The sequence below is a fragment of the Streptomyces sp. NPDC045695 genome (assembly GCF_056432025.1).
Genome location: NZ_JBWKJU010000001.1, coordinates 608,588 through 623,755 on the forward strand (window position 1 = coordinate 608,588; position 15,168 = coordinate 623,755).

Here is a 15,168-nt window from a genome sequence, read left to right on the forward strand (position 1 = left end):
CCCGCCGCGGCTCCGGGGCGGGCGGCTCGTCGAGGTGTCGGAAGGGTCATGGGCGTCATGCACGGACGTCTCCGGGGCCGACCTCGGTTCCCCCTCTCGGGAGGGCGGGACAGGGAGGATGCTACTGGCAGCCAGGGGGCAAACACGGTTAGAGCGGTGCTTACGCCGCGTCCAGGGCGCATTCGGCCCAGATCACCTTTCCGCGGGGGGTGTAGCGGGTGCCCCAGGCCTGGGCCAGCTGGGCGACGAGGAACAGGCCCCGGCCGCCCTCGTCCGTGGTGGCGGCCCGCCGCAGGTGCGGGGCGGTGCTGCTGCCGTCGGAGACCTCGCAGATCAGGGCGCGGTCGTGGATCAGGCGCACCTGGATCGGCTCGGCGCCGTAGCGGACGGCGTTGGTGACCAGCTCGCTGAGCAGCAGCTCGGCGGCGAAGGAGAGCTCCTCCAGCCCCCATCGGGTCAACTGCCGGGTGACGGCGGCGCGGATGTCGCAGACCCGGGCGGGATCGGCGGGCAGGTCCCATGCGGCGATTCGGTCGGCGGGCAGGCTGCGGGTGCGGGCGACGAGCAGGGCGACGTCGTCGCGGGGGTGCTCGGGCGCCATGGCGTCCATGACCGCCCGGCACGTGTCCTCGGCGCTGCGGCCGGCGTGGGCCAGGGCGCCGCGCAGCCGGTCGAGGGCGACGTCGATGTCGCGGTGGCGGTCCTCGACGAGCCCGTCGGTGAAGAGGACGAGCGTGCTGTCCTCGGGGAGCTCGATCTCGGCCGTCCCGAAGGGCAGGCCGCCCAGGCCCAGCGGGGGCCCGGCGGGCAGATCCGCGAAGCTCACGGTGCCGTCGGGCCGGACCACGGCGGGGGGCACGTGGCCGGCCCGGGCCATGGTGCACCGCCGCGTGGTGGGGTCGTAGATGACGCAGAGGCAGGTGGCACCGGCGATGCCGGTGCTGCCCGTGGCGGGGTCGTCGCCCTCCTCCCGGTCCAGGCGCACCAGGAGGTTGTCGAGGTGGGTGAGGAGCTCGTCCGGGGCGAGGTCCAGTTCGGCGAAGTTCCGCGCGGCGGTCCGCAGCCGTCCCATGGTGGCGGCTGCGTGCAGGCCGTGGCCGACCACGTCGCCGACGAGGAGGGCGACCCGGGCGCCGGACAGCGGGATGACGTCGAACCAGTCGCCGCCCACCCCGGTCTCGGCGGGCAGGTAGCGGTGGGCGACCTCCACGGCCCCCTGCTCGGGCAGGCCGCGCGGCAGCAGGCTGCGCTGAAGGGTCAGGGCCAGGGTGTGCTCGCGGGTGTAGCGGCGGGCGTTGTCGATGCACAGGGCGGCGCGGGTCGCGAGCTCCTGGGCCAGGCGGCAGTCGTCGTCCCCGTAGGGGGTGGGATCCTGCGAGCGGTAGAAGCTCGCGATGCCCAACAGGACGCCGCGCGCGAGCAGCGGGACGGCGATGACGGAGTGCAGGCCGTGCGCGAGGAGCCGCTGGGCCTGCTCGGGGTCTTGCGCCGTCCAGCCCGCCGCGGAGGCCAGTTCGGGTTCCAGGACGGCCTGCCCGCCGGTCAGGCAGCGCTCCTGCGGGGTCCCGGGACGAAGCTCCACGGGGTGTCCGGCCGGGTGGAGGGGGCCGTCGTCCCGGACGCCGTGGACCACCGTGCGGTGCAGCCCGGTTCCGGGATCGGCGGGCTCGTCGCCGCGCAGGACGGCTTCGGGCAGGTCGACGGTGACGTAGTCGGCCAGGGCAGGCACGGCCGTCTCGGCGAGCTCCCGGGCGGTACGGGTGACGTCCAGGGTGGTGCCGATGCGGGTGCTGGCCTCGGCCAGCAGCTCCAGGCGGCGTCGCGCCGCGATGGCGTACTTCCCGACCTCCGGCTCGCCCAGCAGCACCAGGCCGCGGTACGTGCCGGGCGCGGGCCGGGCGTCGGGCGCGGGTCCGGCGGGCGGCGGCCCCGCGGGGGCGGGCCCGGCGGCGGCGGTGGGGGCGGGGTGGGAACGTCCGGAGTGCGCGGGCCCGGGCCGTGGCGCTACGGAGAGGTGGTGGACCGGCGGGGTGTCGCCGCTGAGGACGGCTTCGACGACCATGCCCCGCACACCGGACCGGCTCGTGACCGGGCGGCTCAGCAAGACGGCCTCCCGGCCGTGCGGGAGGGCCACGCCGACGGCTGCCCGCCGGGACGCGGAGATCAACGCGGTCGCCGTCTCCTTGAGGATCGTCTGCTCGTACGGGTCCAGCTCCAGGTCGATCAGCTCGTCCAGCTCGTCCGGCCCGGCCGCCCCGTGGTGGTGTCCGTCCAGCCCACCGTCGCCCGCGCGGGCACGCCGTTCGGCATCGAGGTACGTGCGCAGCAGTCCGCGCTCGCGCGCCGAGCTCTCCTCCACCAGCCGCCGCTCGATGGTCCGGGCCGCCCGGCGCAGCAGGACGGACAGGGCCGGCCGCTCGTAGGCGTGCGGGTACCCGAAGCAGAGCACGCCCACGATGTGCCCGCTGAGCTGGTCGCGGATGGGGACGGCGCAGCAGGCGTTGCGCTGGGCGCGTTCGGCGAAGTGTTCCGCGCCGAAGACCCGGATGGGGCCCCGTTCGGCCAGCGCGAGACCGATGCCGTTGGTCCCGGCGAACCGCTCGGCGAAGACGAAGCCGGGCACGCTCTGGATGGGGGCCAGGGTGCGGGCCAGGGAGGGCTCGCCGAAGCGGCGTTGGAGCACCATGCCGGTCGCGTCGGCCACCGAGATGTTCATCTGGCTGCCGGAGAACCGGGACTGCAACTGGTCGAGGACGGGCCGGGCGGCCCGCACGAGCCGGCTGTCCGGATCGAAGTCGTCCCGGTAGGGCAGCTCGGTCTGGTCCGGGGACAGGCCCAGCAGCCGGCAGCGCTGCCAGGAGTCCAGGATGGGACCCCGTACCCCGTTCCCGGCCGCCTCGCCCCCCAGGAACCGCTCACGGGAGCGTGCGGGGCCGATCTGCTCTCCCGTGACCCCCATCTGCATCACTTCCCTTGCCGGTGCGCCGTCGGGCGTACCGGATGATCGCTCCGGGCCGAGTGGTTCCGGGGCCGTGCGCCAAAAGTTGAAACGGCGCCTTTTGAGTATATTCCTGGCTATTTGCCGCTTCACAGGAGAGCGGCCGGATTGACCGGCGATCCCGTTCCGCCGGGAACGTTGAGGGGCGTCACCACGATCATGAACTCGTAGCGTCCCGCCTGCGCGCACGCGGCGGACAGCGCCTCCAGGTCCAGGTTGTCCAGCAGGGGCACCCCCATCGCCGTGACGGCGAGGGCGTGCACGGGGGAGTGCAGGCCCTCCACCGGGGAGGGCCGGACGTCGCTGTCCCCGTCGGCGCCGAGCAGGCTGATCCCCCGCGCGGCCAGCAGCGGCAGCGCGTCGACGTGGAGGCCCGCGCTGGCGGCGTCGACGTCCCACGGCCCCCGCTCGCGGCGGCGCCGGAACCGGCCGGAGCGCACGAGCACCGCGCACCCGTCGTCGATCCCGACGCCGAGCGAGCGCTCCGCGTCGATGACGTCACGGGCGCGGACCGCGTGGCCCGGTTCCAGCCAGTCGGCCCCGAGAACGGCGGGCAGGTCGAGGAGCACGCCCTTGGTGACGAGCGGTCCGAGGGCCGCCACCGAGCCGAAGCGGGCGCCGCCGGCCCCGATGACCTCGCGGGCCGGGTGCCCCTCGTACAGCTGCCCCCGGTAGGCGACGTGGGAGAGCGCGTCGAGGTGGCTGACGGCCTTGCCGTGGTAGTCGACGGCGAGGAAGTCCTTGTGCGTGGCCGGTTCCGACGGCTCCACATCGCCGAGGTCGGACATGTAGTGGAGGGCCGGCTTGGTGTTGTCGGGGCCGGGCAGGGTGTTCCACGGCAGCCCCAGGGGCACCACCGTGCCGTCCCTGACCAGGGCCGCGGCCCGGCGCACGTGGTCCGGGGTGACCCGGTTCCAGGCGCCCCGGTCGGCGGCGGGCCAGCGGCCCCACGTACGGACCGAGGCGAAGAGGGCGTCGAACTCCTCGCGGGAGACCCGGGGAGCCTGCGGGGGGTCGGTACTCATGGTGGGCGGCGCTCCGGACGACTCGAGGGCGGTGGGGCGGTGGGGCGGTGGGGCGGTGGTGCGGTGGTGCGGTGGGGACGGTGGTGCGGTGGGGACGGTGGCGCGGTGGGATGGTGGTGTGCGGTGGTGCGGGGCGGGGTGTCCCGCCGCCTTCCGCATGCCTACCCGGTCCGGCCCGAGGCAGGACGCTCCTCGTCGGCCGATGCGCCGATGAGTGGCGGCCGTACGCCCGGGCGATGCAGGCTTGACCCATGAGAGCGCCCGTGCGCTCGCCCCCGGGACCGGGAGCCGGCGGCCACCACAAGGTCCTCTTCGCCCTCGCGGAGTGCGTGCCCTTCGCGATCGCGCTGCTGGTACTCCTCATCGAGCTCACGCCCGTCCACTTCGTGTACACCGGCCCGCTGCTGGTCGCCACACCCGCGCTGGCGGCAGTGACGATGGGGCCCCGGGGCACCCTCGCGGCGGCCGGGGTGGCCGTCGCGGTCAGCGTGGTCACCGCCACCCATAACGAGGCCTGGGGCGGACAGCAGGTCTACACGAACTTCCTCGCCCTCTTCCTGGTCTCGGCGGCGAGCTTCGTGACGAGCCGCACCGTCCGCACGCGCCGGGAGAACGAGCTCAACCAGGTCCGCCGGATCGCCGCGGCGGCCCAGGAGGTCCTGCTGCGGCCCGTGCCGGACCGGCTCGGTCCCGTACGGGCGGCCAGCATGTACCTGGCGGCCGAGACGGGCGCGCAGATCGGCGGTGACCTGTACGACGCGGTCCAGACCCGGTACGGGGTCCGGGTGATCGTCGGGGACGTCCGGGGCAAGGGGCTGCCCGCCGTACGGGCCGCCGCGGTCGTGCTCGGCGCGTTCCGGGAGTCCGTGCACTACGAGGAGGACCTGGTGGAGGTCGTGAACCACTGCGGTGCGGCCCTGCGGCGGGACGCCGCCGTCGCGCGGGAGAGTGTGGTCGCGGGCGCCGACGCGGACTTGGCGGGCGGCGAGAACGCCCTCCTGGAGGGCTTCGTCACCGCACTCGTCGCCCAGATCCCGGACGGCCACGAGATCGAGGTGATCAACCGGGGCCATCCCCCGCCGCTGCTGCTGCGCGACGGCACCGTCCGGGCCCTGGCGCCCACCTCTCCGCTGCCGCCGCTCGGTCTGGAGGAGTTCATCAGCGGCCGCCCCGGGTGGACGGACACCTATCCCTTCGCCCCGGGGGACCGGCTGCTGCTGCACACCGACGGCGTCATCGAGGCCCGCGACGGCGACCACCGGTTCTTCGACCTGCCCACGGCCATGGCGACCCTGCGCGGGCACACCCGGCAGGCGTTCCTCGACGGTCTGCGCCAAGAGCTCGTCCGCCACACGCAGGGCGCCCTGGCGGACGACGTGGCGGTCATCGTCGTCGACCGGACGCAGGACGAGGCGCCGCGCTGACGACCGGACCCGGGCCTCCGACCCGACCGGGCCTCCGTCAAGGGCCGACGGGGAGCAGGGTCCCTCCCGTCAGGCGCAGCAGTTCATCGGCGGTGGTGGGAAAGACGGTGCGGGGAGTTCCGGCGGCGGCCCAGAGGCGGGGGTATTCCGTCAGGGCCGCGTCGACCACCGTGGGAAGCGGCCGGGGGTGGCCGACGGGGGACACGCCGCCGATCGCCTGCCCGGTGGCCTCGCGCACCTGTTCCGGGGTGGCGCGCCGGAGCCTGCCGCGGCCCCACCGGGCGGCGAGCGCCGTCGCGTCCACCTTGTGCCGGCCGCTGGTCAGGACCAGGACGGGCTCGTCGTCGGAGAGGAACACGAGGCTGTTGGCGATCGCGCCCACCTCGCATCCCAGGGCCGCGGCGGCCTCGGCGGCCGTGCGCGTCGACTCCGTGAGTTCGCGTACCTCGCCCGTGATGCCGGCCGCGGCGAGGGCGCGCGCTACCTCCATGCTGCGAGCGGGCAGTGCCGTGCCTTCCTGGGGCGCCATGTGACTCCTTCGTGCAAAGTGGCACCAGTGTGCGTTCCATAGACGGAACGTTCTGTTTGTGGAACGATAGATCCCCTCGGGGCGTGCGAGCAACCGCCCCCGGCGAGGAGAAGGAACACCATGGATCTGGCCGCCCGCGTCGGCTTGCGCGTGCGGGAGTTGCGCGAAGTGCAGGGGATGTCCCTGTCCGAACTGGCTCGCAGGTCCAGCATCGGCAAGGGGACGCTCTCCGAGCTGGAAGGCGGTCGGCGCAACCCCACTCTGGAGACGCTCTACGCCCTGACGACGGCGCTCGGGGTGCCTCTGAGCGCTGCGCTGCTCGACCTCGCGTCCCCCGCCACGATCTCCGGTGACGCCGTGGACGCCGTCCTCATCGAGCGGTTCGAGGCCGACGACGCGGTCTCGGAGACCTACCGGGTCCGCATCCGCGGGGGGACGAGGCAGGAGTCCGCCGCGCACACCGCCGGCACGACGGAGCACCTCGTCGTCCTCGCCGGCACCGCACGCGCCGGCGCGCTGTCCGCGCCCGTCCTGATCCGCCCCGGCATGCACGGAAGTTGGCCGGCCGACGTCCCGCACCTGTACGAGGCGCCCTCCGGAGACGTCGAGGCCCTCCTGATCGTGCGCTACCCACAGTGACGAAGACCGGGCTGCGGCGGGCAGATCTCGGATCGTGGGATACCGGTTGCCCGTCGCGAGAAGGGGTGGCAACAATCGGCCGGGTGAGCGAGATAGATCAGAAGTTACGCAGAGCAACCTCGGCCCCCGCCGTTCTGGCGGGCCTGATCGCGGTGCTGGTGGGGGTCACCAGTTCCGCGGCGATCGTCTTCACCGCCGCCCAGGCGGCCGGTGCCGGGCCGCGGGAGCTCACCTCCTGGATGCTGGCCCTCGGGGTCGGCATGGGGGTCACCTGTATCGGTCTGTCCCTGCGGTACAAGGCCCCGGTCGTCACCGCCTGGTCCACTCCCGGGGCCGCGCTCCTGGTGTCCGGGCTCGACGGGGTGACGATGGCTCAGGCCGTCGGCGCCTTCCTGGTCTCCGCCGCGCTGATCGTGCTCAGCGGGCTCACGGGCTGGTTCGAGCGCGTGATGGGACGCATCCCCGTGCCGCTCGCGTCGGGTCTGCTCGCCGGGGTGCTCGTACAGTTCGGCACCGGACTGTTCGCCCGCATGGACGGCCACTTCGCCGTCGTGTTCTCCATGTTCGCGGTCTATCTCCTCGGCCGGCGGCTGCTGCCCCGCTACGCGATCATCGCGGCGCTCGCCGCAGGCGTCGCGGTCGCGGCCGTGCAGGGCTCGCTGCAGCCGGGCCGGATCCGCTTCGCCTTCGCCGAACCGGTCTTCACCGCCCCCGCGTTCTCCCTGCAGGTGATCGTCAGCGTCGCGCTGCCGCTGTTCGTCGTGACGATGGCCTCCCAGAACCTGCCGGGCGTCGCGGTCCTGCGCGGCGACGGCTACGACCGGGTGCCGGTGTCGCCGCTGATCACCTGGACCGGCGTCACCAACCTGCTGCTCGCGCCGTTCGGATGCTTCGGGCTGAACCTCGCGGCCATCACGGCGGCCATCTGCACGGGCCGCGAAGCACACGAGGACCCGGAGCGACGCTACCTGGCCGGAGTCTGGGCGGGGCTGTTCTACCTGGCCGTGGGCGTCTTCGGCGGAACGGTCGGCTCCCTGCTGACCGCCCTGCCCACCGCCCTCATCCTCGGAATCGCCGGGCTCGGACTGCTGGGCACCATAGGGAACTCGCTGACCTCGGCGCTGTCGGACGAGGCTGCGCGGGAGGCCGCGGTCGTCACCTTCCTGGCGACCGCGTCCGGGGTGACGCTGCTCGGCGTGGGCTCCGCGTTCTGGGGACTGCTCGCCGGGGCGCTGACCCTCGCGGTGACGCGCTGGCGCCGCACACCGCGCAGGACGGGAGCGCACCGCCGCGGCCGGCTGCCCGCGCCGTCCCGCACCGGGCAGGCCGAGGTCAGGCCGTTCGGCACCGGGCCGGCCGACGCCAGCCCGCCCGGCACCACGCAGGCCGGCGCACCCGAGTTTCCCGCCGCACCACCCGCGCCCTCCGTCCTCGCCCACGCGCAGGCCTCAACTCCCCGTCCCACACGGTGAGATGGCCTTCGAAAGGACTGGACCGGACCGGGCAACGCACTTGTAAGGTGAACTGACATGCGCGACATACACGGCATTCCCCTCCTTCTTATCCGCCGCGCCGAGGGCCTCTAGGGCTCGACCTCCTCGGCGCGGGGTCCGGCCATGCGCCACACAGTCGGCCCGCAGCCGCGACGATCCACAGAGGACATCTCCCCATGAACTCCACCCCCTCCGTTCAGCGTGCCCCCGGCTTCCCGGTCCAGGCGCCCTCCGGTATGCCGTTCGAGCGGTACCAGCCCTTCCGGGCCATCGACCTGCCCGACCGCACCTGGCCCGGCAAGACCCTCACCAAGGCGCCCCAGTGGTGCGCGGTCGACCTGCGCGACGGCAACCAGGCCCTGATCGACCCCATGGGCGCGGACCGCAAGCTGCGCATGTTCGAACTGCTCGTCTCGATGGGCTACAAGGAGATCGAGGTCGGCTTCCCCTCGGCGAGCCAGACCGACTTCGACTTCATCCGGCAGCTCATCGAAGAGGACCGGATCCCCGACGACGTCGCCATCCAGGTCCTGGTACCCACCCGCGCCCACCTCATCGAGCGCACCTTCGAGGCGGTGCGCGGCGCCCGGCACGCCATCATCCACCTCTACAACTCCACGTCGACCCTCCAGCGCCGCGTCGTGTTCGGCATGGACCGCGACCAGGTCACCGCCCTGGCCGTGCGCGGGGCGCAGCTGTGCGCCGATCTCGCCGGGCGGATGACGGACACCGGGATCGGCTTCCAGTACTCGCCGGAGTCGTACACCGGCACCGAGCTGGAGTACGCCGCCGAGATCTGCAACGCGGTCATCGGCGTGTGGCAGCCGACGACGGACCGCAAGGTCATCGTCAACCTCCCGGCCACCGTGGAGATGGCCACGCCCAACGTGTACGCCGATTCCATCGAGTGGATGCACCGTCACCTGGACCGGCGCGACGCGGTCGTGCTGTCGGTGCACCCGCACAACGACCGCGGCACGGCCGTGGCCGCCGCCGAGCTGGGCTACCTGGCCGGCGCCGACCGCATCGAGGGCTGCCTGTTCGGCAACGGGGAGCGGACCGGCAACGTCTGTCTGGTCACCCTGGGCCTGAACCTCTTCAGTCAGGGCATCGACCCGATGATCGACTTCTCCGACATCGACGAGATCCGCCGCACGGTCGAATTCTGCAACCAGCTTCCCGTGCACCCGCGCCACCCGTACGGCGGCGACATGGTCTACACGGCCTTCTCCGGATCCCACCAGGACGCCATCAAGAAGGGCCTGGAGGCGCTGGAGCGATCGGCCGCCGCCGCGGACACCCCCGTGGAGGGCTTCGGCTGGGCGGTACCGTACCTGCCCATCGACCCCAAGGACGTCGGCCGCAGCTACGAGGCCGTCATCCGGGTCAACTCCCAGTCGGGCAAGGGCGGCATCGCCCACGTCATGAAGACCGAGCACAAGCTGAACCTGCCGCGCGGTCTGCAGATCGAGTTCTCGCAGGCCGTCCAGAACCGTACGGACGACCAGGGCGGGGAGGTCTCGCCCGCGCAGATGTGGGAGGCCTTCGTCGAGGAGTACCTGCCGGTCGACTCCCCGGAGGCGGGCGCCGTGGGCGGCGCGGTGGCGCCGTGGGGCCGGATGTCGCTGCTGTCCCACCAGTCGGCCGCCGTCATCGACGAGAAGAACTCCTTCTCGGTGGAGGTGCTGCTCGACGGGGAGAAGAAGACCCTGGACGGGGTCGGCAACGGCCCCATCGACGCCTTCGTCTCCGCGCTCGGCGCCCTGGGCATCGAGGTCCGGGTCGGGGACTTCCAGGAGCACGCGATGTCCACGGGTGGTGACGCCCGCGCCGCCGCGTATGTGGAGGCCTCGGTCGAAGGCCGGACCTTCTGGGGGGTGGGCCTCGACTCGAGCATCGTGACGGCCTCCTTGAAGGCGGTCGTCTCGGCGGTCAACCGGGGCTTTCGCGACCGCGCCTGAGGTGTGACCACCGCGGGGCCGTTCCGCCGGGACGGCCCCGCGCCATGACCGCCTCATGAGGCGGAGAGGGAAGTACGGAGGAGGACAGATGGATCTGCGCGTGCTCACCGAGCCGCAGCGGGGGGCCGACTATCCGACCCTGCTGCGCGTCGCCCGCCGGGCCGAGGACCTCGGCTACGACGGGTTCTTCCGCTCGGACCACTACGTGAAGGTGGCCCCCGGCGACGCCCTGCCCGGTCCCACCGACGCCTGGATCACCCTGGCCGGACTCGCCCGCGAGACGAGCCGGATCACCCTGGGCACCATGATGACGGCGAGCACCTTCCGGCTGCCCGGAGTCCTCGCCGTACAGGTCGCGCAGGTGGACCAGATGTCGGGCGGCCGGATCGAACTCGGCCTGGGTGCCGGCTGGTTCGAGCGCGAGCACCTGGCGTACGGCATCCCCTTCCCGGCTGCGCGCTTCGGCCGGCTGGAGGAGCAGCTGGAGATCCTCACCGGGATGTGGGACACCCCCGTGGGCAAGACCTTCCACCACGAGGGGCGCCACTACCGGCTGGTGGACTGCCCGGCGCTGCCCAAGCCGGTGCGGGGGCGGGTGCCCGTACTGATCGGCGGCCGCGGAGCCGTACGGACCCCGGCCCTGGCCGCCCGGTTCGCCGACGAGTTCAACGTGCCCTTCGCCACGCCGGACGACACCCGCGCCCAGTTCCGGCGCGTGCGGGAAGCGGCCGAGGAGGCCGGCCGCGACCCGGACGGGCTGGTGTACTCGGCCGCGCTCACCGTGTGCGTCGGGCGCGACGAGGCCGAGGTCACGCGGCGGGCCGGTGCGATCGGCCGGGACCCGCGGGAGCTGCGGGAGACGGGACTCGCGGGGACCCCTGACGAGGTGATCAGCACCCTGGAGCGGTACCGGGCGGCCGGTGCGTCGAGGATCTACCTCCAGCTCCTGGACCTGTCCGATCTCGCTCAGCTGGAGCTGATCGCCGACCGGGTGGCCGCCCGGCTGCCGTGAGCCCCCGGCGGATGTCTCAGCCCTTCGGCCGGGCTCGGGGAAGGCCGACCGCGATGGCCGCCGCGGCGGCCATGACCAGCGCGGCGTCCACGCCGACACCCAGCCGGGTACCGCCCAGGAGGGCCGACCCCACGGATTCGCCGGCGCGTTCCAGAGCAGCGGCCCTGTCGGCCGCGACCGCGCTCAGCACCGGGATGCCGATGGTGATCCCGATCTGCTGCGCACTGGTGACGAGCCCCGTGGCCAGGCCCTGTTCGTGGTCGCTCACGCTGGACGTGGCGTTGATGCCGTACGAGACCACCGCGGACATGTGTCCCACGGACGCGAGGAGCAGTGCGGTGAGGGCCAGGGGGACACCGCCGTGACCCGGCAGGAACACCAGGGCCGCCGTACCCGCCGACTGCAGCGCGAGCCCCGCGACCAGCGTGGTCCGGGCCCCCAGGACGGCGACGATCCGGGAGGCGGCCATGCCGGTGAGCGCGAGGACCACGCCCTGGCCGCCGAAGACGAGGCTGGTCTCGAAGCCGGAAAGGCCGAGCACCTGCTGGAGGTAGAGCGTGAGCAGGAAGATCACCGAGCTCATCATCGAGAAGGTGGCCAGCCCGCCGAGATTGCCGAGCGCGACGCTGGGGCGGCGCAGCATCTGGAGCGAGATCAGCGGTTCGGCGGCCCGGAACTCCACGGCCGCGAAGGCCACCAGCAGCAGGACGCCCAGGACCAGGGCGATGATCACCTCGGTCTCGCCGAAGCCCTGTTCGGCAGCGGTGGACAAGGCGTAGATGATGCTCAGCAGACCGCCCGTGACGGTGACCGCTCCGGGGACGTCGAGCTGGGGCCGCCTGGCGGGCCGGCTCTCGGCGAGCAGCACGGGGGCGGCGATCGCGAGCAGCGCGCCGGCGCCCGCGAGCAGGGACATGGTGGACCGCCAGCCCAGCCGGTCGGTCATCACACCGCCCAGGAGCATGCCGACGGTGAAGCCCAGTGACAGGACCGTGCCGTTGACGGCCAGCGCCCTGTTGCGCTGGGGGCCCTCCGGGAAGGTCGTGGTGAGCAGGGACATGCCCGCCGGTACGACGGCCGCGGCGCCGAAACCCTGCAGGGCGCGGGCGGCGAGGAACAGGGCGGGATTCCAGGCGGCCGCGGCGAGTACGGAGGCCAAGGTGAACAGGACGAGGCCAGCGATGAACAACCGCCGACGGCCGAAGAGGTCCGAGACGCGGCCGAAGAGCAGGAGGAATCCGCCCGACGGCAGGGCGAAGGCGGTGACGGCCCACTGGAGGTCGGCCTGTCCCATGCCGAGGTCCTCGCCGAGCACGGGAAGGGCCACGTTCAGGATGGAGAAGTCCAGCGCGATGATGAACTGCGCCGCGCACAGGAGCAGGAGCGTCACGGTCGCCCGGGCGGTCAGTCGGTCGTGGTCGCCGGGGGCGGCAGTGGCCCTGTCCGCCGCCTCCGCTTCGGTCGGAGTGCTTGTCATGATCACAGATTCCACGTACCCGGCGGCGGGTGGAAGTGGCTGCTTGTGCTGGTGGTGCCACCACCAGCCACCACACCGAGACCACCGGCGCCCGAAACGATGCCCGGTGGTGGCAACGAGGGGAGCCAGTAAGTGACATCGACTGTCCGGCCGGTGGTGCACCGGCCCGAGCTGAGCGATTTCCTGCGCAACCGGCGGGGCCGGATCACACCGGAGCAGGCGGGGCTGCCGTCGAGCGGCCGGCGGCGTACCCCCGGTTTGCGCCGGGAGGAGGTGGCCGTGCTCGCGGGAGTGGGGCCGTCCTGGTACCAGTGGCTCGAACAGGGGCGGGACATCGCGGTATCGCCGCAGGTCCTGGACTCGGTGGCGCGCGTCCTGCGGCTGGACGACACGGAGCGGCGCCACCTCTACGCCCTGGCGGGGGTGAACCCGCCCCTGCCCGACGCGGCGCCCGGAACCGCGTACTGCGAAGGGCTGCAACGGCTCATCGAGGCATGGGAACCCCGGCCCGCCACCATGCTCGACCGCCACTGGAACCACGTCGCGTGGAACGAGTCGGCGCGGCTCGCGCTCGGGTTACCGGGCGCGGACCGCAACTGCCTCGTGGGTTTCTTCCGTCACCAGGGGTTCCAGCCGGGCGGCGGCCGAGCCCGGTCGTGGAAGCAGATCGCACCGGCCGTGGTCGCCGCCTTCCGTGCCTCGGCCGCGGAGCGGCCCGACGACGAGGGCTTCCGGGAGGTGATCACGGAACTGCTCCGTACGAGCCCCGAGTTCGCCGAACTGTGGGCCCGTCAGGACGTCCGGGAACTCGGAGTGATCGTCAACGAGGTGGATCATCCGGTGGTGGGCGCGCTCAGCTTCGAGAGCAGCCAGCTTCGGCTTCCCGCCCGTCCGGACCTCACCGTGATGTTCTACAACCCGCTGACCGGAACGGATACTTCCGAGAAACTGGCGTGGCTTCTTTCGGGGCGAACGGAGTGAGCATGGTCACAGATTTCACCTGAACCGCTCGGCTTTCTTGTACGTGTTCACATGGCCGCCTGTATACCGTCCACTCCTTGGACAATCCGACTGCCCGTCAGAACCGCTTTGACCAGCTGAAATCCGAGATTCCGAACGTTCCGGGCGGAGACTTCTTGATCTGGTCAGCCGAAGATGGGAGTGTAAATGCATCCACCACGGACGTGCCTGTCCTTGAGTGACCGAACTCGTTCAGGCCGCTATTCGGAGGCCCACCCTCAGCCTCCTCTTCACTGGGTGCAGAACCCCGCACCGGATGTCGTGACTCGCAGTGCAACGGGGGAGTGTGATGCAGGACTTAGATATGTTCACGCCGGGACCGACCCATGTTCCGCTGGCTATCAGAATGGCGTCGATCGCACAGCTGACGCACCATCGGACCGCTGATTTCAAGAAACTCTACGAACGTATTCACGCCGGACTGCAGAACCTCTTCCGCACCAGCGGGCAGATTCTCATGCTTCCCGCGTCCGGTACCGGCGCGATGGAATCCGTCGTCGCCAACGTCGTGGCAGCCGGTGACACCGTCCTGGTCCTCGCCGCAGGCAAGTACGGCCTCCGCTGGGCGGAGCTCTGCCGGACCTATCAGGCCGACGTCCGGCTGCACCAGGTGCCCGACGGCGAGACCTTCGATCTTCGCGCCGTGGAGCGCGAGCTGGCGGCCCTGAGGCCGCGCCACCTGCTCCTCACGCACTGCGAGACCTCGACCGGGGCCGTGCACGACGTGCAGCGCCTCGCGGAACTGGGCCGGCGCTACGGCGCCACGGTCGTGGCGGACACCATGACCTCGATCGGTGTCGAACCGTTCCACATGGACGAGTGGGGCGTGGACTTCGCCCTCACCGCCTCGCACAAGGGCCTGATGAGCCCGCCGGGCGCCGCCTTCGTCGCCGTCGGTGAACGAGGCTGGGACGTGGTACGTCCGTCCCAGGGGTACTCGTACTGGAACTTCCACCTGCTGCGCGCCGCCGCTCTGGAGAGCACCGTCCCCAACACCCCGCCGAACGCGACACTGTTCGCCGTCGCGGCCGGGCTCGACCGTATCGAGGCCGAAGGGCTGGAGAACGTCTGGGAACGGCACGCGCACAGCGCCGCCGTGTGCCGGGCGGGTCTCGCGGCGCTCGGCCTGCCGATGCTGCCGCAGGGCAGAGCCTCGCATTCGCTCACCGCGGCGGTGCTGCCCGCTGACGGCCGCGCCGACGGCCTGGTGGAGGCCTTGCACGAACGCTTCGGCATCCGGGTCGCCGGAGGCCAGGGCAGCCTCAAGGGCAGGATCATCAGGATCGGTCACATCGGCTCGGTCTCCCCGCTCGACCTCCTGCCGGTGCTCACCGCTCTGGAGATGCTCCTCCTGGAACGCGGTGTCGTGAGCCAGCCGGGCCGTGCGTCGGCCGCCATGGCGGACGTGCTGTGGAGGCAACAAGGACGGCGCGCCGCCTGACACCAGCCGTTCTGCGGCTGTCCCGCGCCCCTTGAGCGCACTTGCTGGTCTTCCTTTCCCTTCCCTTTTCCGTTTTCCCTTCCCTCCCTTTCCCTTTCCTCGCGCGATCGCTCCGGCCGCGGCCGGGCGTGCCCGCGATCCTCGGCGTG

General features: G+C 72.3%; 11 protein-coding genes. 7 read left to right on the top strand and 4 right to left on the bottom strand.

Annotation, left to right across the window (positions count from 1 at the left end; all coding sequences use genetic code 11):
• Positions 1–160: 160 nt before the first annotated feature.
• Positions 161–2,959, bottom strand: a complete 2,799-nt coding sequence (locus AC07DU_RS02765; protein ID WP_479109269.1) for an ATP-binding SpoIIE family protein phosphatase — start codon at positions 2,957–2,959, stop codon at positions 161–163.
• Between the two features lie 128 nt (positions 2,960–3,087).
• On the bottom strand, positions 3,088–4,023 hold the full coding sequence (locus AC07DU_RS02770) for a cyclase family protein (RefSeq protein ID WP_360889939.1): 936 nt from the start codon (positions 4,021–4,023) through the stop codon (positions 3,088–3,090).
• 251 nt (positions 4,024–4,274) lie between these two features.
• Here AC07DU_RS02770 and AC07DU_RS02775 point away from each other — a divergent pair, with 251 nt between their 5' ends.
• The gene (locus tag AC07DU_RS02775; protein ID WP_479109271.1) at positions 4,275–5,447 is read left to right on the top strand and encodes a PP2C family protein-serine/threonine phosphatase; all 1,173 of its coding nucleotides are present in this window, start codon (positions 4,275–4,277) and stop codon (positions 5,445–5,447) included.
• A 37-nt stretch (positions 5,448–5,484) separates the two neighbouring features.
• On the opposite strand, the gene AC07DU_RS02780 is transcribed toward AC07DU_RS02775, so the two are convergent.
• Positions 5,485–5,976: a YbaK/EbsC family protein gene (locus AC07DU_RS02780; RefSeq protein ID WP_453372168.1), complete on the bottom strand. Its 492-nt coding sequence runs from the start codon at positions 5,974–5,976 to the stop codon at positions 5,485–5,487.
• A 120-nt stretch (positions 5,977–6,096) separates the two neighbouring features.
• Between AC07DU_RS02780 and AC07DU_RS02785 the strand changes: the two genes are divergently transcribed.
• From AC07DU_RS02785 to AC07DU_RS02800, 4 genes are all read left to right on the top strand, one after another.
• On the top strand, positions 6,097–6,615 hold the full coding sequence (locus AC07DU_RS02785) for a helix-turn-helix domain-containing protein (protein ID WP_479030204.1): 519 nt from the start codon (positions 6,097–6,099) through the stop codon (positions 6,613–6,615).
• Between the two features lie 83 nt (positions 6,616–6,698).
• Positions 6,699–8,087 (top strand): benzoate/H(+) symporter BenE family transporter, encoded by a 1,389-nt coding sequence (locus AC07DU_RS02790; protein ID WP_479109273.1) that lies wholly within the window; start codon positions 6,699–6,701, stop codon positions 8,085–8,087.
• Positions 8,088–8,284: 197 nt separating this feature from the next.
• Entirely contained in the window at positions 8,285–10,069 is a 1,785-nt protein-coding gene (gene leuA, locus AC07DU_RS02795; protein ID WP_479109275.1) for a 2-isopropylmalate synthase, read from the top strand.
• A gap of 88 nt (positions 10,070–10,157) precedes the next feature.
• On the top strand, positions 10,158–11,081 hold the full coding sequence (locus tag AC07DU_RS02800) for an LLM class F420-dependent oxidoreductase (protein ID WP_360889957.1): 924 nt from the start codon (positions 10,158–10,160) through the stop codon (positions 11,079–11,081).
• A gap of 16 nt (positions 11,082–11,097) precedes the next feature.
• Here the strand turns inward: AC07DU_RS02800 and AC07DU_RS02805 are convergent, their stop codons facing one another.
• Positions 11,098–12,558: an MFS transporter gene (locus AC07DU_RS02805; protein WP_479109278.1), complete on the bottom strand. Its 1,461-nt coding sequence runs from the start codon at positions 12,556–12,558 to the stop codon at positions 11,098–11,100.
• 132 nt (positions 12,559–12,690) lie between these two features.
• On the opposite strand from AC07DU_RS02805, the gene AC07DU_RS02810 reads away from it, so the two are divergent.
• Positions 12,691–13,539, top strand: coding sequence for a helix-turn-helix transcriptional regulator (locus AC07DU_RS02810; RefSeq protein ID WP_479030192.1), 849 nt, complete (start codon positions 12,691–12,693; stop codon positions 13,537–13,539).
• A 385-nt stretch (positions 13,540–13,924) separates the two neighbouring features.
• Complete coding sequence (locus AC07DU_RS02815) at positions 13,925–15,019, top strand: pyridoxal-phosphate-dependent aminotransferase family protein (protein WP_479109280.1); 1,095 nt, start codon at positions 13,925–13,927, stop codon at positions 15,017–15,019.
• Positions 15,020–15,168: the final 149 nt, after the last annotated feature.